The 22,295-nt window shown below is 65.6% G+C and carries 35 protein-coding genes; 33 read left to right on the forward strand and 2 right to left on the reverse strand.

From position 1 onward, the window contains the following. The 31 genes from J7I44_RS09600 to J7I44_RS09750 form a co-directional block, all read left to right on the forward strand. Positions 1–212: EF-Tu C-terminal domain-related protein (locus J7I44_RS09600; protein ID WP_478293610.1), on the forward strand; the 212-nt coding region annotated here is incomplete at its 5' end. A 387-nt stretch (positions 213–599) separates the two neighbouring features. Next, entirely contained in the window at positions 600–911 is a 312-nt protein-coding gene (gene rpsJ / locus J7I44_RS09605; protein WP_014402136.1) for a 30S ribosomal protein S10, read from the forward strand. 20 nt (positions 912–931) lie between these two features. Next, positions 932–1,573: a 50S ribosomal protein L3 gene (rplC, locus tag J7I44_RS09610; protein WP_091340490.1), complete on the forward strand. Its 642-nt coding sequence runs from the start codon at positions 932–934 to the stop codon at positions 1,571–1,573. 11 nt (positions 1,574–1,584) lie between these two features. After that, positions 1,585–2,187, forward strand: coding sequence for a 50S ribosomal protein L4 (gene rplD / locus J7I44_RS09615; protein ID WP_209619569.1), 603 nt, complete (start codon positions 1,585–1,587; stop codon positions 2,185–2,187). After that, entirely contained in the window at positions 2,184–2,477 is a 294-nt protein-coding gene (gene rplW, locus J7I44_RS09620) for a 50S ribosomal protein L23 (RefSeq protein ID WP_209619573.1), read from the forward strand. The genes rplD and rplW overlap by 4 nt, the downstream gene beginning before the upstream one ends. Before the next feature lie 20 nt (positions 2,478–2,497). Beyond that, positions 2,498–3,319 (forward strand): 50S ribosomal protein L2, encoded by an 822-nt coding sequence (rplB, locus tag J7I44_RS09625; protein WP_209619577.1) that lies wholly within the window; start codon positions 2,498–2,500, stop codon positions 3,317–3,319. Between the two features lie 12 nt (positions 3,320–3,331). Continuing rightward, the gene (rpsS, locus tag J7I44_RS09630) at positions 3,332–3,604 is read left to right on the forward strand and encodes a 30S ribosomal protein S19 (protein WP_091340502.1); all 273 of its coding nucleotides are present in this window, start codon (positions 3,332–3,334) and stop codon (positions 3,602–3,604) included. 1 nt (position 3,605) lies between these two features. Next, positions 3,606–3,941 (forward strand): 50S ribosomal protein L22, encoded by a 336-nt coding sequence (gene rplV, locus J7I44_RS09635; protein WP_209619580.1) that lies wholly within the window; start codon positions 3,606–3,608, stop codon positions 3,939–3,941. Positions 3,942–3,956: 15 nt separating this feature from the next. Beyond that, positions 3,957–4,706: a 30S ribosomal protein S3 gene (rpsC, locus tag J7I44_RS09640; RefSeq protein ID WP_091340508.1), complete on the forward strand. Its 750-nt coding sequence runs from the start codon at positions 3,957–3,959 to the stop codon at positions 4,704–4,706. A gap of 11 nt (positions 4,707–4,717) precedes the next feature. Further along, complete coding sequence (gene rplP / locus J7I44_RS09645) at positions 4,718–5,131, forward strand: 50S ribosomal protein L16 (protein WP_091340510.1); 414 nt, start codon at positions 4,718–4,720, stop codon at positions 5,129–5,131. Next, the gene (gene rpmC, locus J7I44_RS09650; RefSeq protein WP_091340512.1) at positions 5,131–5,316 is read left to right on the forward strand and encodes a 50S ribosomal protein L29; all 186 of its coding nucleotides are present in this window, start codon (positions 5,131–5,133) and stop codon (positions 5,314–5,316) included. Before rplP ends, rpmC begins: the two co-directional genes overlap by 1 nt. A 12-nt stretch (positions 5,317–5,328) precedes the next feature. Then, a complete protein-coding gene (gene rpsQ, locus J7I44_RS09655) occupies positions 5,329–5,589 on the forward strand; it encodes a 30S ribosomal protein S17 (protein WP_209619583.1) in 261 nt (86 codons plus the stop codon). A gap of 15 nt (positions 5,590–5,604) precedes the next feature. Beyond that, positions 5,605–5,973: a 50S ribosomal protein L14 gene (gene rplN, locus J7I44_RS09660; protein WP_014402147.1), complete on the forward strand. Its 369-nt coding sequence runs from the start codon at positions 5,605–5,607 to the stop codon at positions 5,971–5,973. 15 nt (positions 5,974–5,988) lie between these two features. Continuing rightward, positions 5,989–6,303, forward strand: a complete 315-nt coding sequence (gene rplX / locus J7I44_RS09665) for a 50S ribosomal protein L24 (RefSeq protein ID WP_209619585.1) — start codon at positions 5,989–5,991, stop codon at positions 6,301–6,303. A 12-nt stretch (positions 6,304–6,315) separates the two neighbouring features. Then, positions 6,316–6,855, forward strand: a complete 540-nt coding sequence (gene rplE / locus J7I44_RS09670) for a 50S ribosomal protein L5 (protein WP_209619588.1) — start codon at positions 6,316–6,318, stop codon at positions 6,853–6,855. A gap of 17 nt (positions 6,856–6,872) precedes the next feature. After that, positions 6,873–7,178 carry a 30S ribosomal protein S14 gene (gene rpsN / locus J7I44_RS09675; RefSeq protein ID WP_209619591.1) on the forward strand — a complete coding sequence of 102 codons (306 nt, stop codon included), beginning with the start codon at positions 6,873–6,875 and terminating at the stop codon, positions 7,176–7,178. A gap of 208 nt (positions 7,179–7,386) precedes the next feature. Continuing rightward, the gene (gene rpsH, locus J7I44_RS09680; protein ID WP_209619594.1) at positions 7,387–7,782 is read left to right on the forward strand and encodes a 30S ribosomal protein S8; all 396 of its coding nucleotides are present in this window, start codon (positions 7,387–7,389) and stop codon (positions 7,780–7,782) included. A 9-nt stretch (positions 7,783–7,791) separates the two neighbouring features. Beyond that, positions 7,792–8,319 (forward strand): 50S ribosomal protein L6, encoded by a 528-nt coding sequence (gene rplF, locus J7I44_RS09685; RefSeq protein WP_209619597.1) that lies wholly within the window; start codon positions 7,792–7,794, stop codon positions 8,317–8,319. Positions 8,320–8,430: 111 nt separating this feature from the next. Then, the gene (gene rplR, locus J7I44_RS09690; RefSeq protein WP_209619600.1) at positions 8,431–8,784 is read left to right on the forward strand and encodes a 50S ribosomal protein L18; all 354 of its coding nucleotides are present in this window, start codon (positions 8,431–8,433) and stop codon (positions 8,782–8,784) included. A 154-nt stretch (positions 8,785–8,938) separates the two neighbouring features. Then, positions 8,939–9,448, forward strand: coding sequence for a 30S ribosomal protein S5 (gene rpsE, locus J7I44_RS09695; RefSeq protein ID WP_209619603.1), 510 nt, complete (start codon positions 8,939–8,941; stop codon positions 9,446–9,448). Continuing rightward, on the forward strand, positions 9,441–9,638 hold the full coding sequence (rpmD, locus tag J7I44_RS09700) for a 50S ribosomal protein L30 (protein ID WP_209619607.1): 198 nt from the start codon (positions 9,441–9,443) through the stop codon (positions 9,636–9,638). Before rpsE ends, rpmD begins: the two co-directional genes overlap by 8 nt. Beyond that, entirely contained in the window at positions 9,638–10,075 is a 438-nt protein-coding gene (rplO, locus tag J7I44_RS09705) for a 50S ribosomal protein L15 (RefSeq protein ID WP_342451969.1), read from the forward strand. Before rpmD ends, rplO begins: the two co-directional genes overlap by 1 nt. A 4-nt stretch (positions 10,076–10,079) precedes the next feature. Then, a complete protein-coding gene (gene secY, locus J7I44_RS09710) occupies positions 10,080–11,405 on the forward strand; it encodes a preprotein translocase subunit SecY (protein ID WP_209619612.1) in 1,326 nt (441 codons plus the stop codon). Positions 11,406–11,537: 132 nt separating this feature from the next. Then, on the forward strand, positions 11,538–11,894 hold the full coding sequence (gene rpsM / locus J7I44_RS09715; protein ID WP_209619614.1) for a 30S ribosomal protein S13: 357 nt from the start codon (positions 11,538–11,540) through the stop codon (positions 11,892–11,894). Between the two features lie 12 nt (positions 11,895–11,906). Then, positions 11,907–12,293, forward strand: a complete 387-nt coding sequence (gene rpsK, locus J7I44_RS09720; protein ID WP_007513384.1) for a 30S ribosomal protein S11 — start codon at positions 11,907–11,909, stop codon at positions 12,291–12,293. Between the two features lie 10 nt (positions 12,294–12,303). After that, entirely contained in the window at positions 12,304–12,930 is a 627-nt protein-coding gene (gene rpsD / locus J7I44_RS09725; protein WP_209619616.1) for a 30S ribosomal protein S4, read from the forward strand. A gap of 15 nt (positions 12,931–12,945) precedes the next feature. Further along, entirely contained in the window at positions 12,946–13,944 is a 999-nt protein-coding gene (locus J7I44_RS09730) for a DNA-directed RNA polymerase subunit alpha (RefSeq protein WP_209619618.1), read from the forward strand. Between the two features lie 276 nt (positions 13,945–14,220). Further along, a complete protein-coding gene (gene rplQ, locus J7I44_RS09735; protein WP_209619619.1) occupies positions 14,221–14,607 on the forward strand; it encodes a 50S ribosomal protein L17 in 387 nt (128 codons plus the stop codon). A 143-nt stretch (positions 14,608–14,750) separates the two neighbouring features. After that, positions 14,751–15,266 carry a disulfide bond formation protein B gene (locus tag J7I44_RS09740; protein ID WP_209619621.1) on the forward strand — a complete coding sequence of 172 codons (516 nt, stop codon included), beginning with the start codon at positions 14,751–14,753 and terminating at the stop codon, positions 15,264–15,266. Further along, on the forward strand, positions 15,263–16,690 hold the full coding sequence (locus J7I44_RS09745; RefSeq protein ID WP_209619624.1) for a class II 3-deoxy-7-phosphoheptulonate synthase: 1,428 nt from the start codon (positions 15,263–15,265) through the stop codon (positions 16,688–16,690). The genes J7I44_RS09740 and J7I44_RS09745 overlap by 4 nt, the downstream gene beginning before the upstream one ends. Before the next feature lie 91 nt (positions 16,691–16,781). After that, positions 16,782–17,594 carry a hypothetical protein gene (locus J7I44_RS09750; RefSeq protein ID WP_209619627.1) on the forward strand — a complete coding sequence of 271 codons (813 nt, stop codon included), beginning with the start codon at positions 16,782–16,784 and terminating at the stop codon, positions 17,592–17,594. Here J7I44_RS09750 and J7I44_RS17025 read toward each other — a convergent pair. Continuing rightward, a complete protein-coding gene (locus J7I44_RS17025; protein ID WP_425599752.1) occupies positions 17,513–17,899 on the reverse strand; it encodes a S26 family signal peptidase in 387 nt (128 codons plus the stop codon). The genes J7I44_RS09750 and J7I44_RS17025 overlap by 82 nt on opposite strands. Positions 17,900–18,193: 294 nt before the next feature. Further along, on the reverse strand, positions 18,194–19,741 hold the full coding sequence (locus J7I44_RS09755) for an amidase (protein WP_209620087.1): 1,548 nt from the start codon (positions 19,739–19,741) through the stop codon (positions 18,194–18,196). Between the two features lie 180 nt (positions 19,742–19,921). On the opposite strand from J7I44_RS09755, the gene J7I44_RS09760 reads away from it, so the two are divergent. After that, positions 19,922–20,653 carry a c-type cytochrome gene (locus J7I44_RS09760; protein ID WP_209619630.1) on the forward strand — a complete coding sequence of 244 codons (732 nt, stop codon included), beginning with the start codon at positions 19,922–19,924 and terminating at the stop codon, positions 20,651–20,653. Then, positions 20,650–21,933: a cytochrome c gene (locus J7I44_RS09765; protein WP_209619633.1), complete on the forward strand. Its 1,284-nt coding sequence runs from the start codon at positions 20,650–20,652 to the stop codon at positions 21,931–21,933. The genes J7I44_RS09760 and J7I44_RS09765 overlap by 4 nt, the downstream gene beginning before the upstream one ends. Positions 21,934–22,295: the final 362 nt, after the last annotated feature.

A 22,295-nucleotide genomic window follows, 5' to 3' on the forward strand; every position in this document is an offset into this window, starting at 1 on the left:
AGGGCTACCGTCCGCAGTTCTACTTCCGCACCACCGACGTGACCGGCGCGGTCACGCTGCCGGAGGGTGTGGAGATGGTCATGCCGGGCGACAACATCAAGATGGTGGTGAGCCTGATCCACCCGATCGCGATGGACGAGGGCCTGCGCTTCGCCATCCGCGAAGGCGGCCGCACCGTCGGCGCCGGCGTGGTGGCCAAGGTCATCAAGTAAGCATCAGGCGGCGGTCCTTCGGGGCCGCCGCTTTTTCGCGTGGGTGCCGGCGCGGCTGGCATCTTGCGCAAGTTGACTGCTATACTTGTCAGCTTGACGGCTCCGGTGTTGCCTGGAGCCGATACCGCGAAATGAGGCGCAGGACGTGCTTCGAGTTCGCAGGCCGGGATGGCCCTCGCAACGCACCGATCCGTCGCAGATGACGTTCTGTTGACGTATGTGTGTTGTGCGACTTATAATTTTCTGTCTAGGCGAGCCGTTTGTGCTCGCCTAGCTTTTTCGCTCAACGCGCCATGGCGTGCTGAGCTGCTCCAGAAGGGTTGTGCGGGGCGGTGAGAAGCCACCTCGAGACAAGCATTTGTTCTTTCGATAACAGGACACGGTTTTATGGCGAACCAGAAGATTCGCATCCGCCTCAAGGCGTTCGATCATCGCCTGATCGATCGCTCGGCCAGCGAGATCGTCGAGACGGCCAAGCGCACCGGCGCTACGGTGCTCGGCCCCATCCCGCTTCCGACCAAGATCGAGCGCTACACGATCCTGGTCTCGCCGCACGTCGACAAGGACGCGCGCGACCAGTACGAGACCCGTACGCACAAGCGTGTGCTCGACATCGTCGACCCCAACGACAAGACCGTGGACGCGCTCATGAAGCTTGACCTCGCCGCTGGCGTGGACGTCCAGATCAAGCTCGGCTGAGCGATAGACAGGATACGAAGATGAGTATCGGACTGGTTGGCCGCAAGTGCGGCATGAGCCGGCTCTTCACTGAAGACGGACGCTCGATTCCGGTGACGCTGATTGAAGCGACCCCGAACCGCGTCACCCAGCTGAAGACCGAAGACAACGATGGTTACACCGCGATCCAGGTCACCGCGGGCGTCAAGCGCGCCTCGCTGCTGACCCAGCCGGTGAAGGGCCACTACGCCAAGGCGAAGGTTGAGCCGGGTCGTGGCCTGTGGGAGTTCCGCGTCGCTGCCGAGGACCTCGGCAAGTACAGCGTCGGTGCCGAGATCAAGGCGGACGAGATCTTCTCGGCCGGCCAGATCGTCGACGTCGCCGGCGTCTCGAAGGGCAAGGGCTTCCAGGGCACCATCAAGCGCCACAACTTCTCGATGGGCGATGCGACGCACGGTAACTCGCTGTCGCACCGCGCGCCGGGTTCGATCGGCCAGCGCCAGACGCCGGGCCGCGTGTTCCCGGGCAAGAAGATGGCCGGCCACATGGGTGCGGTGAACCGCACGCAGCAGGGTCTGGAAGTGGTCAAGGTCGACGCCGAGCGTCACCTGATCGCGGTCAAGGGCGCGGTGCCGGGTGCGACCGGCGGCGACGTCGTGATCCGCCCGACCACCAAGGGTTGAGGAGAGACGCCATGGAACTGAATGTCATTGGCGCCAAGCCGCTCAGCGTGTCCGACGAAGTGTTCGGCGCGGAGCTCAAGCAGGCCCTGATCCACCAGGTGGTGGTTGCGTACCAGGCCGGCGGTCGTGCCGGTACCAAGGCGCAGCTGTCGCGCGGTGAGATGTCGGGTACCACCAAGAAGTTCAAGAAGCAGAAGGGCGGCGGCGCCCGCCACGGCGACTACCGCGCCCCGATCTTCGTCGGCGGCGGTGTCACCTTTGCGGCCAAGCCCCGCAGCTTCGAGCAGAAGGTCAACCGCAAGGCATACCGCGTCGCGATCCGCTCGATCCTGTCCGAGCTCAATCGTCAGGATCGCCTGAAGGTCGTCGACGGCTTCGGCATCGAAGAGGCCAAGACCAAGGCGATGGTTGCCAAGCTGGCCGAGCTGCAGGTTGCAGGTCGCGTGCTGCTGGTGTCCGAGGATGCCAACGAGGCGCTGTTCCTGGCCGCGCGCAACATCCCGTACTTGCACGTGGTCGACGTGATGGCGCTGAACCCGGTCAGCCTGGTCGGCTCCGACTATGTCGTGCTGACCGCCGAGGCCGTGAAGAAGATCGAGGAATGGCTGGCATGAGCAACGAACGCATTCTCAACACGCTGCGTGCGCCGCACATCTCCGAGAAGTCCGCGCGCCTGGCCGAGAACAACCAGTACGTATTCGTGGTCGCCCCCGAGGCGACCAAGGCCGACGTCCGCGCGGCGGTGGAGCAAATGTTCGACGTCAAGGTCGAGCAGGTGAACCTCGTCAACGCCAAGGGCAAGGTCAAGTCCTTCCGTTTCCGCGCTGGCAACCGCCAGGGCAAGCGCAAGGCCTATGTCCGCCTCGCCGATGGCCAGTCCATCGACGTGTCGGCCAAGGCCTGAGCTCAAGGAGTTGAATTGAGATGGCACTGATCACTCACAAGCCGACCTCGCCGGGCCGCCGCGACTCCGTCAGCGTCCGCACTGAAGGTCTGCACAAGGGCGCGCCGTATGCGCCGCTGACCGAATCGCAGTCGAAGACGGGTGGCCGCAACCACTACGGTCGCATCACCACGCGTCATCGCGGTGGTGGCCACAAGCAGGCCTACCGCATCATCGACTTCAAGCGCGACAAGGAAGGCATCGCCGCCAAGGTCGAGCGCATCGAATACGATCCGAACCGCACCGCGCACATCGCGCTGCTGTGCTACGCCGACGGCGAGCGCCGCTACATCATCGCGCCCAAGGGTGTGGCGGTGGGCGACCGCCTGGTGTCCGGTTCCGACGCGCCGATCAAGGCCGGCAACAGCCTGCCGCTGCGCGCCATCCCGGTCGGTTCGACCATTCACTGCATCGAGATGAAGGCAGGCAAGGGCGCGCAGATCGCCCGCAGTGCAGGCGCCTCCGTGCAGCTGGTCGCCCGCGAGTCCGGTTACGCCACGCTGCGCCTACGCTCCGGCGAGATGCGCCGCGTGCCGGTCGACTGCCGCGCCACCATCGGCGAAGTCGGCAACTCCGAGCACAGCCTGAAGAAGCTGGGCAAGGCCGGTGCCAAGCGCTGGAAGGGTATCCGCCCGACCGTGCGCGGCGTGGTGATGAACCCGGTCGACCATCCGCACGGCGGTGGTGAAGGCCGTACCTCCGGCGGCCGTCATCCGGTCAGCCCGTGGGGCACGCCGACCAAGGGCTACAAGACCCGCAACAACAAGCGCACGCAGCATTTCATCGTGCGTCGTCGCAAGTAACAGGAAACGATCATGCCGCGCTCCCTAAAGAAAGGTCCGTTCATCGACCTGCACCTCGCAAAGAAGGTGGAAGCCGCCGTTTCCGCCAACAACAAGCGTCCGATCAAGACCTGGTCGCGCCGCTCGATGATTTTGCCCGAAATGGTGGGCCTGACCATCGCCATCCACAACGGTCGCCAGCACGTGCCGGTACTGATCAACGAGAACATGGTCGGGCACAAGCTCGGCGAGTTCGCGGTGACCCGTACCTTCAAGGGCCACGGCGGCGACAAGAAGGGTAAGTAAGATGAGCACCGAAGCCAAAGCGATCCTGCGCAGCGCCCGCATCTCGGCGCAGAAGGCACGCCTGGTGGCTGACCTGGTCCGCGGCATGCCCGTGGGCCGCGCCAGCGACGTGCTCCAGTTCACCAACAAGAAGGCCGCCCACCTCGTCCGCAAGGTGCTGCTCTCGGCTGTCGCCAACGCCGAGAACAACCTGGGCGCCGACGTCGACGAGCTGAAGGTCTCGCGCATCTTCGTGGACGAAGGTCCGTCGATGAAGCGCATGTTTGCCCGCGCCAAGGGTCGCGGCTCGCGCATCCTGAAGCGCACCAGCCACATCACTGTGGTCGTCGGCGAGTAAAGAGGACAGAAGACGATGGGTCATAAAGTTCATCCCACCGGTATCCGCCTCGGCATCGCCAAGGACTGGAATTCGAAGTGGTACGCCAACAAGGGCGAGTACGCCCAGTACCTCGCGGCTGACCTGAAGGTCCGCGAGATGCTGCGCAAGAAGCTGGCGCAGGCCGGCATCTCCAAGATCCAGATCGAGCGTCCGGCCAAGACCGCCCGCGTGACGATCCACACCGCCCGTCCGGGCGTGGTGATCGGCAAGAAGGGCGAGGACATCGAGAAGCTGCGCAAGGAAGTGTCCGACATGATGGGCGTTCCGGCGCACATCAACGTCAACGAAGTGCGCAAGCCCGAACTGGACGCGCAGTTGGTGGCCGAGTCGATCGCCCAGCAGCTGGAGCGCCGCATCATGTTCCGCCGCGCCATGAAGCGCGCGGTCGGCAACGCGATGCGCCTGGGCGCCCTGGGCATCAAGATCAACGTGTCCGGCCGTCTGAACGGCGCCGAGATCGCCCGCTCCGAGTGGAGTCGCGAGGGTCGCGTGCCGCTGCACACCCTGCGTGCCGACATCGACTACGGTTTTGCCGAGGCGAAGACCACCTACGGCATCATCGGCATCAAGGTGTGGGTCTACAAGGGCGAGATCTTCGACCTGGCGGCAGCGTCGCAGGAGTCGAAGGACGAGCAGTCGCAGCCGCGCCGCGAAGGTGGCGAGGGTCGTCGTGAATCGCGTCGCGAGGGCGGTGAAGGCCGCCGCGAGCGGACGGCGAAGTAAGGAGAGTTGCCATGTTGCAACCGAAGCGAACCAAATACCGCAAGCAGTTCAAGGGCCGCAACGATGGCCTGGCCCAGTGCTCGAACCTCGTCAGCTTTGGCGAGTACGGCCTGAAGGCGACCACCCACGGTGCGCTTACCGCGCGCCAGATCGAGGCGGCCCGTCGTTGCATCACGCGTTTCGTGAAGCGCGGCGGCAAGTTGTGGATCCGCGTGTTCCCGGACAAGCCGATCACCAAGAAGCCGATCGAAGTCCGCATGGGCGCGGGCAAGGGCGGCGTCGAGTTCTGGGTCGCGCCGATCCAGCCGGGCCGCATGCTCTATGAAATCGAGGGTATCGACGAGGCAACGGCACGCGAGGCGTTCCGCCTGGCCGCCGCCAAGCTCTCGGTGCAGACCCAATTCGTGACCCGGGCGGTGATGTGATGGCCACCAACGATCTGAACACCAAGTCGGCCGACGAGCTGAAGCAGCACCTGCTGGACCTGCGCAAGGAGCAGTTCAATCTGCGCATGCAGAAGGGCACCGGCCAGCTCAGCCAGCCGCACCAGCTGCGCCGCGTCCGGCGCGACATCGCCCGCACGAAGTTCGTGCTCGGCACGAAGAAGTAAGGGACCGCCGACATGAGCGACAACCAGAAGCAGGCGCGCACCCTCGAGGGTCGCGTCATCAGCAACAAGATGAACAAGACGGTCACCGTCCTGATCGAGCGCCAGGTGCAGCACGGCCTGCTGGGCAAGATCATCCGTCGGTCGACCAAGCTGCACGCGCAGGACGACCTGGGTGCGAACGAGGGTGACCTGGTCCGCATTACCGAATGCCGTCCGCTGTCCAAGACCAAGCATCACCGCGTGGTCGAAATCGTCACGCGCGCAGCGGTCTAAGGGGAGGGTGCAGACATGATCCAGATGCAGAGCACGCTTTCCGCGGCCGACAACAGCGGCGCCAAGGAACTGATGTGCATCAAGGTGCTCGGCGGTTCTCACCGTCGTTACGCCGCGATCGGTGACGTGATCAAGGTCACCGTGAAGGATGCGATTCCGCGCGGCAAGGTGAAGAAGGGCGAGGTCTACAACGCCGTGGTGGTGCGTACCGCCAAGGGCGTGCGCCGTCCCGATGGCTCGCTGATCCGTTTCGACGGCAACGCAGCGGTGCTCCTCAACAACAAGCTCGAGCCGATCGGCACCCGCATCTTCGGGCCGGTCACGCGTGAGCTGCGCGGCGAGAAGTTCATGAAGATCGTCTCCCTCGCGCCCGAAGTGCTTTGAGCGGAGATAAGAACCATGAACCGTATCCGCAAGGGTGATCAGGTCCTCGTGATCGCCGGCAAGAACAAGGGCCAGCGCGGCGACGTGCTGCGCGTGGACGGCGACCGCGTGTTCGTCTCCAACGTTAACGTCGTCAAGCGCCACACCAAGCCGAATCCGCAGGCCAACCAGGCCGGCGGCATCGTCGAGCGTGAGGCCTCGATCCACATCTCCAATGTGCAGCCGTTCAATCCCGCCACCGGCAAGGGTGAGCGCGTCGGTGCCAAGTCGCTCGAGGATGGGCGCAAGGTCCGCGTGTTCCGCTCCAATGGCGAACAGCTGGACGTGTAAGGAACCAATGTCATGACGCGCCTTGAAAGCTTTTACAAAGAACAGGTCGTGCCGAAGCTCACCGAGCGTTTCGGCTACGAGAACGTGATGCAGGTTCCGCGCATCACCAAGATCACCCTGAACATGGGTGTGGGTGAGGCCGCCGGCAACAAGAAGATCCTAGAGAACGCCGTAGCGGACATGACCAAGATCGCCGGTCAGAAGCCGATCACGACCAAGGCGCGCGTGTCCGTGGCCTCGTTCAAGATCCGCGACGGCTGGCCGATCGGCTGCAAGGTCACCCTGCGCCGCGCGAACATGTGGGAATTCCTGGACCGACTGATCAACGTCTCGCTGCCGCGTACCCGCGACTTCCGCGGAGTGTCCGGTCGCGCCTTCGATGGCCGTGGCAACTACAACTTCGGCATCAAGGAACAGATCATCTTCCCGGAAATCGACTTCGACGCGATCGACGCGATGCGTGGCATGGACATCTCCATTACCACCACCGCCAAGACCGACGAAGAAGCCAAGGCGCTGCTGGAAGCCTTCAGCTTCCCGTTCCGCAACTGATTAGCGAGAGAAACGCAATGGCAAAGACCTCGATGGTCAACCGCGACATCAAGCGGACCAAGCTCGTCAAGAAGTACGCCGCCAAGCGCGCCGAACTGAAGGCGATCGTGATCAACCCGAACGCCTCGTACGACGAGAAGATGGACGCGCAGACGAAGCTGCAGAAGCTGCCGCGCGACGCCAGCCCGGTGCGCCAGCGCAACCGCTGCGAGCTGTCTGGTCGTCCGCGTGGCGTCTATCGCAAGTTCGGTCTGGGCCGTAACAAGCTGCGCGAAGCGACCATGCGCGGTGACGTGCCGGGCCTGCGCAAGGCCAGCTGGTAAGTCTCCAGGCGACGGGCGCCACGCGCCTGTCGCTACGCAGGTGGCCTGGTGGCTGCCCGGTGCATAAATCGCGCCGACGTTCGCTAAAAGTGGAAATAGCTGCTATAGTCGTCGGTCTGCGCAATGCAGGCTGGCTTCTTTTTGCCGGCTCACAATCTGATTGATTTCCGGTTTTATCGGATATCGGTGCACTCTGAAGGATGTTTTCATGAGCATGACTGATCCCATCGCCGATCTGTTTACGCGCATCCGCAATGCCCAGCTCTCGGGCAAGCAGGCCGTAAGCATGCCGTCGTCGAAGCTGAAGGTTGCGATCGCCAACCTTCTCAAGAACGAGGGCTACATCCTCGACGCCAAGTCTTCCGACCAGGAAGGCAAGCCGGTGCTCGAGATCAAGCTCAAGTATTTCGAAGGCCGCCCGGCCATCGAGGCCATCTCCCGTGTTTCCCGCTCCGGCCTGCGCGTGTATCGCGGCAAGGACGAGCTGCCGAAGGTGCTCGGCGGCATGGGTATCTCGATCATTTCGACTTCCGCCGGTCTGATGACCGATGCGCAGGCCCGTGCCAAGGGCCTGGGCGGCGAAGTCATCGGCCAAGTGGCGTAAGGAGTTCCCATGTCCCGCGTTGCCAAACAACCGATCAACCTGCCCAAGGGCGTGGAACTGAAGTCCGACGCCAACGGCATCTCCGTCAAGGGCCCGAAGGGTACGTTGTCGGTGCATGCCCTGCCGGGCGTGTCCGTTGCCGTGAATGACGGTGTTGCCAGCATTGCGCTGGCCGAGGGTGCCGACGACAAGTTCGGCGGTACCGCGCGTGCGCTGTTGGCCAACATGGTCAAGGGCGTGTCCGAGGGTTACGAGCGCAAGCTGGAACTGGTCGGCGTCGGTTACCGCGCCTCGATGGCCGGCAAGGCGCTGAACCTGAGCCTGGGCTTCTCGCATCCTGTCGTATTCAACGCGCCGGAAGGCATCACGCTCGAGACGCCGACGCAGACCGAGATCCTCATCAAGGGCTCGGACAAGCAGCGTGTCGGCGAGGTTGCCGCCAAAATCCGCGCTTTCCGTCCGCCGGAGCCCTACAAGGGCAAGGGCGTGCGCTATGCCGGCGAGAAGATCACCCTGAAGGAAGCCAAGAAGGCGTAAGTGAGTTGATACGTAGTCCCTGCGTGTGGAAGTGGCCATCCGTGTCCGCCGTCGCAAGAAGAGCAGGGTAGTCCACTCATATAAGTCGATCCGCTTTCGAGGAACACACAGATGAACAAGAACGAATCCCGCCTGCGCCGTGCCAAATCCACGCGCGCCCACATCCGTAAGCTCGCCGTGGCACGCCTGTCGGTGCACCGCACCGGCCAGCATCTCTACGCCCAGGTGTTCGATGCTTCCGGCGAGAAGGTCGTGGCCGCCGCGTCGACCGTGCAGAAGTCGGTCGCCGAGGGCTTGAAGGGCACCAAGAATCTGACCGCCGCCGCTGCGGTGGGCAAGGCGGTGGCCGAGCGTGCGCTCGCTGCCGGCGTCGAATCGGTCGCTTTCGACCGCTCGGGTTTCCGCTACCACGGTCGCATCAAGGCTCTGGCCGATGCGGCGCGCGAGGCTGGCCTGAAGTTCTGAGAGGCCGGAATACGGGGTCGAAGATTCGGGATTCGAAAGAGCCCGCTTCTAAGAATCCCGAATCCCATCTCCCGAATCCCAGCAGTAAACACAACAACAAGCGGCCAAGCCGCAAGCAAAAGTCCCGGATGGTCCGGGCACACGGAATAGAGAAATGTCTTCCAACGATCGCGAAAATTCCGACGGCCTGCTCGAGAAGCTGATTGCCGTCAACCGCGTGGCCAAGACCGTCAAGGGTGGCCGCCAGATGAGCTTCACCGCCCTGACCGTGGTCGGTGACGGCGAGGGCAAGGTCGGCTTCGGCTATGGCAAGGCACGCGAAGTGCCGGTGGCCATCTCCAAGGCGATGGATCGCGCCCGTCGCAACATGGTGAGCATCGACCTGAACAACGGCACCCTGTGGTACGCCATCAAGGCCAACCACGGCGCGGCGCGCGTGTTCATGCAGCCGGCTGCCGAAGGTACCGGCGTGATCGCCGGCGGCGCCATGCGTGCTGTGCTGGAAGTGGTCGGTGTGAAGAACGTGCTCGCCAAGGCGGTCGGTTCGCGCAACCCGATCAATCTGGTGCGCGCCACCATCAAGGGCCTGCAGGCAATTGCCTCGCCCAAGCGCATCGCCGCCAAGCGTGGCAAGACCGTGGAAGAGGTGATGGGCAATGGCTAAGAACAACGACACCGCCGCCACCGTGCGCGTGCGCCTGGTCAAGGGCCTGCGCGGCGTGCAGGGGCGTCATCGCCTCAGCGTCAAGGCGCTGGGCCTGAACAAGCTCAATGACGTCCGTGAACTGAAGGACAGCCCGCAGGTGCGTGGCCTGATCAACACGGTCTACTACCTGGTCCGGGTCGAGGAGTAATCATCATGCGTCTCAACGACATCAAGCCGGCTGCCGGTGCGCGCAAGACGCGCCTGCGCGTCGGTCGCGGTATCGGCTCGGGCCTGGGCAAGACTGCCGGCCGCGGCCACAAGGGCCAGCACGCCCGCGCCGGCGGCACCCACAAGTTCGGCTTCGAGGGCGGCCAGATGCCGCTGCAGCGTCGCCTGCCGAAGGTCGGCTTCCGCTCCAAGAAGAAGGCCGAGAGCCAGGAAGTCTTCCTGTACCAGCTCGCCAACCTGAAGGTCGATGTGATCGATCCGATCGCGCTGCACCAGGCCGGCCTGGTGGACAGCAAGGCGAAGAAGATCAAGGTCGTCGCCAAGGGCGAAATCGGCCGCGCGGTCAAGCTCTCCGGCGTGCTTGCCACGGCCGGTGCCAAGGCGGCCATCGAGGCTGCCGGCGGCAGCGTGGAGTAAGACGGTGGCGCAAGCCCAGGGCAACGCGCTTGGCGCGCTCGGCAAGCTGACGGAACTCCGCCAGCGCATCTTCTTCGTGATTGGTGCGCTGGTCGTCTTCCGGCTCGGCTCGTTCATCCCCGTACCGGGTGTCAACCCGGAAGCCATGACGCGCCTGATCCAGGGCGGCGGCGGCCTGCTGAACATGTTCAACATGTTCTCCGGCGGCTCGCTGGAGCGCTTCTCGGTCTTCGCGCTCGGCGTGGTGCCGTACATCTCCGCCTCGATCGTGGTGCAGATGATGGGTTCGGTGGTGCCGAGCCTGCAGGCGCTGCGCAAGGAGGGCGAGGCGGGTCGTCGCACGATGACCATGTACACCCGCTTCGGCACGGTGGGCCTGTCCGCGTTCCAGGCGTTCGGCATTGCCGCGGCGCTGCAGACGCAGACGGCCGCCGGCGGCGCGCCAGTGGTGTACACGCCGGGGATGGGCTTCATCCTGTCGTCGGTGGTTGGCTTGACGGCCGGGTCCATGTTCCTGATGTGGCTGGGCGAGCAGATCACCGAGCGCGGTATCGGCAACGGCATTTCCCTGCTGATCTTTGCCGGCATCGTGGCGGGCCTACCTGGCGCGGTGTCCAGCACGCTCGGCATGGCCAGCAACGGTGAATTGTCGGTGTTGCGCCTCATCATGGTGGTGGGCCTGGTGCTGGCGGTGACGGCGTTCGTGGTGTTCATGGAGCGCGCGCAGCGGCGCATTACCGTGAACTACGCGCGGCGGTCCGGTGGCCAGCGCGCGTACATGAACCAGACCTCGCACCTGCCGCTGAAGATCAACATGTCGGGTGTGATCCCGCCGATCTTCGCCTCCAGTCTGCTGATGTTCCCGGCGACCGCGGTGAGCTGGTTCGGTGCGGGTCACGAGTCGCGCTGGCTGCAGGGGCTGACGCAGGCGATCGCGCCGGGACAGCCGCTGTACGAAATCATCTACGCGGTGCTGGTGATCGTGTTCGCCTTCTTCTATACGGCGATCGTCTTCAACTCGCAGGAAACGGCCGACAACCTCAAGCGGTCGGGCGCGCTGATCCCCGGCATCCGCCCGGGTCGGGCCACTGGCGAGTACATCGACGGCGTGATGACCAGGCTGACGGGCGTGGGCGCGATCTACCTGGTGCTGGTGTGCCTGGTGCCGACGTTCATGCAGAACTACTGGCACGTGCCGTTCTACTTCGGCGGCACCTCGCTGCTGATCATCGTGGTGGTGGTGATGGACTTTACCGCCCAGGTGCAGGCGCATCTGGTCAGCCATCAGTACGAAAGTCTGCTCAAGAAGGCCAATCTCCGCCGCAACTAGTGGCTGCTGGGGCGAACGGGGTTGGTCACGTTGGAAAGCGGGCGGCACGGTGCCGCGGGGCTTTCCTGTTAGGGTAATTCAGGTTAAAATTGCGCGTTTACCGCGCAAGAAACGCATCGGAGAAAGTACATCATGGCGCGCATCGCGGGTGTCAATTTGCCGGTCCACAAGCATGTGTGGGTTGGCCTGCAGAGCATCTACGGCATCGGCCGCAGCCGGGCCAAGAAGGTCTGTGCGGATGCCGGGGTGGTTCCGACCACGCCGATCAAGTCCCTCAGCGAGGGCGAGGTGGAGAAGCTCCGCCACGAAATCGGCAAGTACGTTGTCGAGGGCGACCTCCGCCGTGAGGTGGGTATCGCCATCAAGCGCCTGATGGACCTGGGTTGCTATCGCGGCCTGCGCCATCGTCGCGGCCTGCCGGTGCGCGGTCAGCGCACGCGTACCAATGCACGCACCCGCAAGGGCCCGCGTCGCGCGATCAAGAAGTAACGGACACCAATTATGGCCAAGCCTGTCAAGACCAAGAAGAAGATCAAGCGCGTTGTCACGGATGCCGTGGCCCACGTGCAGGCCTCCTTCAACAACACCATCGTCACCATCACCGACCGCCAGGGCAACGCGCTGTCGTGGGCGACTGCCGGCGGCGCGGGTTTCCGCGGTTCGCGCAAGTCCACCCCGTTCGCCGCCCAGGTCGCTGCAGAGAAAGCTGGCCGCGCGGCCGGCGACTACGGCGTGAAGACCGTGGAAGTGCGTATCAAGGGCCCCGGCCCGGGCCGCGAGTCGGCGGTGCGTTCGCTGAACGCGCTGGGCTACAAGGTCCTGAACATCATCGACGTCACGCCGATTCCGCATAACGGCTGCCGTCCCCCCAAGAAGCGTCGAGTCTAAGGAGTAACCCATGGCCCGTTATCGTGGAGCTACCTGCAAGCTCGCCCGCCGCGAGGGTGCGGATCTCAGCCTGAAGAGCCCGGCCCGCGCGCTGGACTCCAAGTGCAAGCTGGAGAACAAGCCCGGCCAGCATGGCGCCAACAAGCGCATGCGCATGTCCGACTACGCCGTCCAGCTGCGCGAAAAGCAGAAGGTCAAGCGCATCTACGGCGTGCTCGAGCGTCAGTTCAGCAACTACTACACCAAGGCGTCGACCCTCAAGGGCAACACCGGTGAGAACCTGCTGCGCCTGCTCGAGAGCCGCCTGGACAACGTCGTCTATCGCATGGGCTTCGCGGTCACCCGCGCCCAGGCCCGCCAGCTGGTCGCCCACAAGGCGGTGCTGGTCAACGACAAGAAGGTCAACATCCCGTCCTACCAGGTCAAGCCGGGCGACGTGGTCGCGCTGACCGAGCGCGCGCGCACCCAGCTGCGCGTGCAGGAAGCGGCGACCGTGTTCGACACCATGGACCTGCGTCCGATCTGGCTCGAAGTGGACTCCAAGAAGTTCACCGGCACCTTCAAGTCGGTGCCCGACCGCGGCGACCTGCCGTCGGATATCAACGAAGCCCTGATCGTCGAGCTGTATTCGAAGTAATTACCGGAGCCCTGCATGGCAGTTTCGTCAACTAGTGTGCTGCGGCCTCGTGGCCTCAGCGTCGAGCAGCTCGGAGCCAACCGCGCCAAGGTGGTGGTGGAGCCGCTCGAGCGTGGCTTCGGTCACACCCTGGGCAACGCGCTGCGCCGCGTGCTGCTCTCGTCGATCCCGGGCAGCGCCATCATCGAAGTGGAAATCGATGGCGTGCTGCACGAGTACACCACCCTCGAGGGGCTGCAGGAGGACGTGATCGAAGTCCTGCTCAACCTCAAGGACGTGGCCATTCGCCAGCATTCCGGCGACGAAGTCACCCTGACCCTGTCCAAGAAGGGCAAGGGCGTGGTCACGGCCGGCGACATCGTCGTCGACCACTCGGTGGAGATCGTCAACCCCGAGCACGTGATCTGCCACCTGACCAAGGACATCGCGCTCAACATGCGCCTGAAGGTGCGTCGCGGCGTCGGCTACCAGCCGGCCAGCGCGCGTCAGCATCCGGACGACGAAGCGCGTCCGATCGGCCGTCTGCAGCTCGATGCCTCCTTCGCGCCGGTGCTGCGCGTGGCCTACGAGGTTGACGCGGCCCGCGTGGAGCAGCGTACAAACCTCGACAAGCTGGTGCTCGATATCGAGACCAACGGCACCATCGGTGCGGAAGACGCGGTCCGCAAGGCCGCCGAGATTCTCAACGACCAGCTGTCGGTTTTCGGCGACTTCTCGCGTCGCGAGAGCTCGGCGGACAAGGCGGAGAAGGGCGGTTTCGATCCGCTGCTGCTGCGCCCGATCGACGACCTGGAGCTGACGGTGCGTTCGGCCAACTGCCTGAAGGCCGAGAGCATCTACTACATCGGCGACCTGGTGCAGAAGACCGAGGTCGAGCTGCTCAAGACCCCGAATCTCGGCAAGAAGTCGCTCACCGAGATCAAGGACGTGCTCGGTTCGCGCGGCCTGGCCCTCGGCATGAAGCTGGAGAACTGGCCGCCGCCGGGTCTTTCGCACGGCATGCAGCTGGGTTGATTGTCAGCGGCGGCGATCGGGAGATCGCCGCCGAAGTTTCAGGCTGGCGGCTCCTAGGGTTCCCGTCAGTCGTTGTTTTGGAGCGGTCGTTTTGGCTGCCCGTCGAAGGGCCGGTTTGGCCCATGCGGTCCCCGTGATCGCCAGAGCAATAGACGGCCACCCATGGCCGCACTCCTCACGAGAGCCTGTTCTTAAAAGGCTCGGAACAGCGGGCAACCGCGGAAAGCCGGACATGACCGCCGGTTTTTCATAACAACAGACCGAAGAGAGTTCACCATGCGCCACCAGAAATCGGGCCGCAAGCTCAATCGCACCAGTTCGCACCGCGAAGCGATGTTCAAGAACATGGCCGCCTCGCTGATCAAGCACGAGCTGATCCGTACCACCCTGCCCAAGGCCAAGGAGCTGCGCCGCGTCGCCGAGCCGCTGATCACGCTGGCCAAGGCTGACGGCGTGGCCAACCGCCGCCTCGCTTTCGCGCGCCTGCGCGACAAGGAAGCCGTGGGCAAGCTGTTCGTCGAGCTGGGCCCGCGTTACCGCGAGCGCCCCGGTGGCTACCTGCGCATCCTCAAGTGCGGCTTCCGTCCGGGCGACAACGCCCCGATGGCCTATGTCGAATTGGTGGATCGTCCGCAGACGGCCGTTGCCGCCGACGCCGAGTAAACTTCGCGCCGACGGGCGTCCAGACGTCCAAACGATCAACCCCGGCCGGGCGACCAGCCGGGGTTTTTCTTTTCCGGTCAAGCCTTGCTGACAGGGGGCCGGCAAGCGGTTAATGTCGGCTTTCCGCAACGCAGCACGCCGCCATGAATCCTTTGCACTGGTCGTACCGCATCAGCTTTCTCGTAGGCTTCCTTGTCTGCGTGGCGCTGCTCGGCTTCGCGCTGTACAGCGAATATGCCTGGGGGCTGATCCCTTGTCCGCTGTGCATATTCCAGCGCATCGGTTTCCTGGTAATGGCGGTCTTCTTCCTCGTCGGCGCTCTGCATGCGCCGCGGCGTGGCCTGCGCTGGGTCTACACCGGCGGCGTTTTGCTCGGGGCGCTGTGGGGCATGGCCGTCGCCGGAAGGCATTTGTGGATCCAGTCGCTGCCGGCCGATCAGGTGCCCTCGTGCGGGCCGCCGCTGGACTACATGTTTGACGCCTTCCCCTTTGCGCAGGTGCTGCGCATGGTGTTCACCGGCTCCGGCGAGTGCGCCAAGGTCGAGCCGGTGCTGGGCCTGCCGATGCCCGCCTGGACCCTGCTGTGGTTCGTGCTGCTGGCAATCCTCTCGCTTGTCGCTACTTTGCGCCGCCCCACTTCTGACCGGACAACGCCGTGAACGACCGCCCCAACCTGCTGGCCAATCTGCCCGCCGACTGGGAGCCGGCATCCTGGCAGCGACGCGTGGCGTTGCAGCAACCGCACTACGAGGATGTGGCAGAGCTGGCGCGTGCCACCACGCAACTGGCAGCCTTGCCTCCGCTGGTGACTTCCTGGGAAGTGCTGGCGCTCAAGCAGGCACTGGCCGAAGCACAGGAGGGCGAGCGTTTTCTGCTGCAGGGCGGCGATTGCGCTGAGAGTTTCGCCGACTGCACCAGTCCGGTGATTTCCAACCGGCTGAAAGTGCTGCTTCAGATGAGCCTGGTTCTGGTACACGGGCTCAAGAAGCCGGTGCTGCGTGTGGGCCGGTTCGCTGGCCAGTATGCCAAACCGCGTTCGGCCGATACGGAGACGCGCGACGGCCTCACGCTGCCGAGCTTTCGCGGGGACGTGGTCAACGGCCCGGCCTTCACGGCCGAAGCGCGCCGCGCCGATCCGCAGCGGCTGATCCGGGCGCATGCGCACTCGGCACTGACGATGAACTTCGTGCGCGCGCTGATCGACGGCGGCTTTGCCGACCTGCATCACCCTGAATACTGGGACCTGGCCTGGGTCGAGCATTCGCCGCTGGCGGCCGAATATCGCCGCATGGTTGCCGCGATCGGCGATTCGTTGCGCTTCATGGAAACCCTGGCCGGCCCCATCGCCAGCTTCTCACGGGTCGATTTCTTTACCTCGCATGAGGCGCTTTTGCTGCACTACGAGGAGGCGTTGACCCGGCAGGTGCCGCGCAACCCCGGCTGGTTCAACCTGTCCACCCACTTCCCCTGGATCGGCATGCGCACGGCGGCGCTGGAGGGTGCGCACGTGGAGTATTTCCGCGGCATTCGCAATCCTGTGGCGGTAAAGGTCGGGCCATCGGTGACCGCAGAGCAGTTGCTCCCCCTGATCGACGCACTCAATCCGCAGGACGAGCCGGGCCGACTGACCCTGATCCACCGCATGGGCAACGCCTCCATCGCCCGGGCACTGCCGCCGCTGCTGGAGGCGGTCCGGCGCGAGGGGCGGCGCGTGTTGTGGGTCGCCGACCCGATGCACGGCAATACCGAGAGCACGTCCAACGGCTACAAGACCCGCCGCTTCGACAACATCCGTGGCGAGCTGGACCAGGCCTTCGACATCCACGCGGCGGCCGGTACACGGCTGGGCGGCGTGCACCTGGAACTGACCGGCGAGGACGTCACCGAGTGCATGGGCGGTGCGCGCGACCTGTCCGAGACGGACCTCAAGCGGGCCTACAAGTCGATGGTCGATCCGCGGCTCAACTATGAGCAGTCGCTGGAGCTGGCCATGTTGATCGTGCGCAAGTCCGAGGGGGGTCGCGGGCTGACGTACGGCGTGCGCCGGAAAGCGCATTGGGCCGACCGCAACGCGCCAGAATGACAGGCGTCATGGGCGGAAGCTGGCAGTCGGTACTGGGTTCGCCCGGCGTATCGGCCCATGCTTGAATGCGGGCTCACAGGGAGAAATGACCATGGCGGGGCAACCTGCGCGGGTAGACTCGCGCGTCGACGTGTGGACCGTGGTTGGGCTGGCATTGTTGCTGCTGCCGCTGCTGACGATGGCTCACGAGCTGATGGGGCACGCACTCGCTTGCGTGGCGACCGGGCACCAGCCCAGCCAGCTTGGCGCCTACTACGTCGAATGCAGTGGCACTGGCGGTTGGAGCCGGCGTCTGGTGGCGATGGCCGGCACCTCGATGGACGTGCTGCTGGCCTGTCTCGGCTTCCTGCTCTGGCATCGGGCAAACCGTCCGCTGGCGCGGCTGGTCGGGTGGATCGTGTTCACTGTCAAGGGCATGGTGGCCGCTGGATACTGGATGTTTTCCGGTGTGACCAATCTGGGGGACTGGGGACCGGCCGCCGGCGGCGGCATCGGTCCGTTGCCCTGGCCATGGGCATGGCGCCTGCTGCTCTTCGGGGTGGGCCTGGTCGCCTATATCGCGGTGACGCGCAAGGCCATCACCATGATGGCCGCCATGCTGGGCGGTGGATCGGCTGCGCAGCGTACGCAACGGACGGTAGCGATGACGCTCTATATTGTCGGAGGCGTCGCGGCCGTGCTGGTCAGCCTGTTCAACCCGTTGGGGATATTTATCACGCTGGTGTCCGCCGTGGCCTCCTCCTTTGGCGGCACGGCAGGGCTGTTCAATGTCGCCTATGCCCGGCCGCGCGAGCGTCCACCGACCGACTTTGCGGTAGGGCGTCATCTGTCGCTGGTGGTTGCCGGCGCGGCCATGACCATCGCCTTCGCAGTCATCCTGGGACCGACCATCACGCTGGGGTGAGTGCGCCGCTGGTGCTGCGCGCCATCGGGCCGTCGCCGGACCGGCGCTAGTGCAGCGCAGTCCCCACCGGCCTGCACCCGGCATGCCGTGACTGGCAGGATCGAGCGACAGCGTACGAAACGCGCACGTCCGACGATTTCCTCCCGCCGCACGAATCCGAAGAGCCGCGAGTCGTAGCTGTCGTCGCGGTTGTCGTCGCCAGATAATGGTCCGCGAGATTGTGACGGGGCCATGCTCACTGGCAGGGCTCGGCAGATGCGTGACAGCCGGATGAGAGGGGCGGATCCGCCGCGCAGCGATTGCATCGCATAGCTTGACGGTAGCGTCCGGTCCGCTGCGATATTCCCTCCCACCTGCACGGACCTCCTCCAAGCCGCTCACCGGTTCCGCTACCGGCAACATCCTGTTTGCGCCTGCACCGGCGGACACGACATGTCGCCCCGGGAGCCGACGACGCGGCAATCGCCGGGTTTCGGCTCGCGCAGTGCACCGCAGCCGGGTCAGTCGTGGAAGAACAGGCAGGCATCGGTCGGCATGGTTTCCACCGATCGGTGCGTTCGGGCAGGTCAGTGCGCCTTGCAGGCGCAGCTAATGGATGCTCAGGGCGAACCCGCAACCGGCTTGCCACCGACCGTGTCCAGGAAGCGCGGCGGCTGCCAGGCCTGGGCATGCTGCTCGAAGCCGTAGCCGATCGAGATCAGCGTGGGCTCGCTCCACTTGGCGCCGAACAACACGATCCCTACCGGCAGGCCATGGGCGAAGCCGGCCGGCACGGTAATGGATGGATAGCCGGCCACCGCCGCTGGTTGCGATGCGCCGCCGACCGTCGGGTCGCCGCTCACGATATGGTCGCCGAGCACCAGGTCGGTGACGAATGCCGGACCCCACGACGGCGCCAGCAGCGCGTCCAGGTGATCCTTGGCCAGTGCCGCATCGATGCCTTCGGGGCCGGCCAGCCGCTTGGCCCTGGCCAGCGTGTCGGTGTATTTCTTTTCGGTGAGCGGCCCCATGCCTTGCGCCTGCTCGAACAACTCCTGGCCGAACCACGGCATCTCCTGCTCCGCGTGCGCCTTGTCGAAAGCGATCAGATCGGAGAGCGTTCTGACCTTGAGGTTCGGGCGGCTGGCCAGATACGCATTGATGTCGTGCTTGAACTCGTACAGCAGCACGGTCATTTCCGGTGCGCCGAGGTCCGACAGATGCGGCACGGTGACCGGGTCGACGATGACGGCGCCTTGCGCCTTCATCAGCGCGATGGCCTGCTCCAGCACGCGGTCGGCGTTGGGTTCGGCGCCGGCGAGCTGGCGCACCACGCCGATGCGCTTGCCCTTCAGGCCATTGGGATCGAGGAAACGGGTGTAGTCGGTGGCGTGCTTGTCCGCTTCGGCCGTGGCCGGATCGCGCGGATCGCTGCCGGCGATCACGCTGAGCAGCGCCGCGGCATCGGCCACGCTGCGCGCCATCGGCCCGGCGGTGTCCTGGCTGTGTGCGATCGGCACGATGCCGCTGCGGCTGACCAGACCCAGCGTGGGCTTGATGCCGACGATACCGTTGCTGGCGGCGGGGCAGATGATCGAGCCGTCCGTCTCGGTGCCGATCGCCACGGTCGCCAGCCCGGCGGCCACTGCCGCGCCGGAACCGGCACTCGAACCGCAGGGGTTGCGGTCGAGCACATAGGGGTTCTTCGTCTGCCCGCCACGTCCGCTCCAGCCGCTGCTGGCATGGTTGGAGCGGAAGTTGGCCCACTCGCTGAGGTTGGTCTTGCCCAGCACCAGCGCGCCGGCCTTGCGCAGCCGTTCGACCAGTCCGGCGTCGCGCGGTGCCGGCGCGTCGGCCAGCGCCAGCGAACCGGCGGTGGTGAGCATGCGGTCGCCGGTGTCGATGTTGTCCTTGAGCAGCACGGGCACGCCGTAGAGCGGGCCGCGCTTGGCCTTGGCACGCCCGGCATCGAGCGAGGCGGCGAGCTTGAGCGCGTCGGGATTGGTTTCGATCACCGATCGCAGGGTCGGTCCGGCCTGGTCGATCTGCGCGATGCGGTCGAGGAACTGCCGCGCCAGCGTGCGGCTGTCCAGCGAGCCGGCGTCCATCTGCTGCTGCAGCTGGTCGATCGAGGCCCAGGCGAGTGGCTGGACCGGTTGCGCCGCCATCGCCGGACCGGCGAGCAGCAGGGAGATGAGCAGGGCAAGGCGGGCGGGCGAGAGTTTCACGGCGGCCTCCGGTGGGTCGGTGTGCAATGGCGCATGACGGTGCGGCATGGTGTCGCGCCGGCGCAGCATATCCCTCCTGCGCGCCTGCCGCGCCTCCTGCCGCTACCTATAATCCCACGCATGAGCCTGCTTTCCTCCGTGTGCCTGGCGCCGGCCCTTCTGGTCGTCGCGCTGTCCGTCACCGCCGCGCGGGCCGCCGACGCGCCCAACGTGCCCGATACCCTCAAGCAACGCATCGCCGCCTGCACCGCGTGCCATGGCGAGCATGGCGAGGGCACGCCCGAGACCGGCTTCTTTCCGCGCCTGGCCGGCAAGCCCGCCGGCTACCTCGCGCGACAGATCCGCAACTTCCAGGATGGCCTGCGCAAGTACGCACCGATGGAATACACCGTGCGCGGCCTGTCCCCCGAATACATGCACGAGATCGCCGGCTATTTCGCCGCGCAGCAGGTGCCTTACCAGCGCTCGCCGCTGCCGCGTGTGACCGACGCGATCCTCAAGCGCGGCGAGGTACTCGCCACCCAGGGCGACCCCGCGCACAAGGTCCCCGCTTGCGCGGCCTGCCACGGCGAGCATCTGACCGGTGTGGAACCGGACATCCCGGGCCTGGTCGGGTTGCCCTACGACTACATCAGCGCGCAGCTGGGCGCATGGCGCACGCACACACGCGCGATGGTCGCTCCGGACTGCATGGCGACCATCGCCGGTCGCCTGAGCGAGGCCGACATCACGGCGGTGTCGGCCTGGCTGGCCGCGCACGACGTGCCGGCCAACATCCACGCCCAGCCGGCCGGGTCGGTGACGCCACCGCTGGCCTGTGGTGTCCTGCAGGCGAAGGAGGCCACGCGATGAAGTGGCTTCTGCGTGGTTTCTTCGCCCTGCTGGTGGTTGCGATCGCCGTGGTCGCCTGGTGGCTGTTCGCCCGGCACCACGCTGCGATACCACCCGCGCAGACCACCGCGGCCAAACTTCAGGACCCGGCATTGATCGCGCGCGGCGCCTATCTGGCTACGGTCGGCGACTGTGCGGCCTGCCACACCGCCCAGGGCGGCAAGCCCTATGCCGGCGGGCGCGCGCTGCCCACGCCGTTCGGCCAGGTGCCGGCTCCCAACCTCACGCCGGACGACGCCACGGGCCTGGGGCAGTGGTCGTTCGACGCGTTCTGGCGCGCGCTGCACGAAGGCGTCGGACGGGATGGCCATGCGCTCTACCCGGCTTTCCCGTACACCTCCTACACCAAGGTCAGCCGGGAGGACGCGTTCGCGCTGTTCGCCTACCTCAAGACCCTGCCGCCGGTGCGCAACCAGACGGGTGCGCCGTCGCTGCGCTTCCCCTACGACCTGCGGGCCGGCCTGGCCACCTGGCGCACGCTCTACTTCCGCCCCGGCGAATTCGTGCCCGACCCGAAGCAGTCGGCCGAGTGGAATCGTGGCGCCTACCTGGTGCAGGGCCTGGGCCACTGCAACGAATGCCACGTCGCCCGCGACAATCTCGGTGGCCTGCCCAGCAACGAAACGCTCACCGGCGGCCAGATTCCCGCGCAGAACTGGTACGCGCCCGACCTCAGTACGCACGCCCACGGCGGCCTGGAAGGCTGGAGCACGGACGACATCGTGACGCTGCTACGCACCGGCCAGTCCCGCAAGGGCGCCGCGTTCGGGCCCATGGCCGACGTGGTCATGCAGAGCACGCAGCACATGCACGAGGACGACCTGCGTGCCATTGCCGTCTACCTGCAGTCCCTGCCGCCGCGCCCCGCGCCGGCGCCCGGTGGCAGCCAGGTGGACGCGACCGCGCGGCTCGACCGCGGTGCCGACCTCTACGACCGGCAGTGCGCCAGCTGCCACGGCAAGGACGGCCAGGGCGTGACCAATGTCTATCCACCGCTGGCCGGTAATTCGTCAGTGACCGAGCCGACCGGCATCAACGCCATCCGCATCGTGCTGCTTGGCGGCTTCGCACCCACCACCGCCGCCCACCCGCGGCCGTATTCGATGCCGCCGTTCGCGCAGCAGCTGAGTGACGGCGACGTTGCCGCGGTCGTCAGCTACATCCGCCACGCCTGGTCGAACAACGCGGCGCCGGTGACGGAGCGCGACGTGGCGGCGTATCGGCACACACCGGTCGAGTGACATCGGCGCCTGCCCCGCGAGCATGGGGCGCGAGCGCGGCGGTGCGCCCTCAGCCGATGCCTTCGACAAGAAGCGGCAACTCGCTGCCGATGGAGCGCCGCACCGCGTCCAAAGCTGCCCTCGACCCTGCGGCGGAATGACCTATTGCAGCGAACGTGTGATACGCGTTTGGTGCAACCACGCATGATCCGGTCGTGCCGGTACGTTGGCACGCTTTCTGCTCACCGATCCGCGTCGTGAAAAGCAGGTAAAGATTCTCGGGTAGCACGGTGTCCGTGCGGCACGACGTTCCCTTTTCCCCCTCGACAGACTTCGCGTACGCGCCACTGGCGTGTGCGCTCCTTCAGTGCACCCGGAACGTT

Source organism: Frateuria flava, assembly GCF_017837635.1.
GTDB classification, from domain to species: domain Bacteria; phylum Pseudomonadota; class Gammaproteobacteria; order Xanthomonadales; family Rhodanobacteraceae; genus Frateuria_A; species Frateuria_A flava.